We start from the raw sequence: 316 nt of genomic DNA, 5'->3' as shown, positions 1-316 counted from the left end.
ACCGCGGTGGTCGCCGAACGCTCCCCGGAGGCCGCCGAGTACGTGCACCGCGGCTCGACCAGCCAGGACGTCTTCGACACCGGCGCGATGCTGGTGGCCCAGCGGGCACTCAGGCTGATCGTCGCCGATCTGCGGGCGGTCGCGGAGGCGCTGGCCGGCCTCGCGGCCACGCACCGGGATACGGCGATGGCGGGCCGCACCCTCGCTCTGCACGCCGTGCCCACGACGTTCGGGCTGAAGGCGGCGGGCTGGCGCGCACTGGTCCTCGACTCCGTCGAGCGCCTGGAACGTCTCGCCGACGGCGGGCTCCCGGTGG

At 75.3% G+C, this 316-nt stretch carries 1 protein-coding gene; it reads left to right on the top strand.

The features are described 5' to 3' along the window. Positions 1-316: lyase family protein (locus TN53_RS43635; RefSeq protein WP_267886612.1), on the top strand; the 316-nt coding region annotated here is incomplete at both ends.

Origin of the sequence: Streptomyces sp. WM6386 (assembly GCF_000972385.1) — a bacterium.
In the GTDB taxonomy this organism is placed as follows: domain Bacteria; phylum Actinomycetota; class Actinomycetes; order Streptomycetales; family Streptomycetaceae; genus Streptomyces.
Note: the sequence above shows the minus strand (reverse complement) of the source record. Positions and strands in the feature narration are given on the sequence as shown.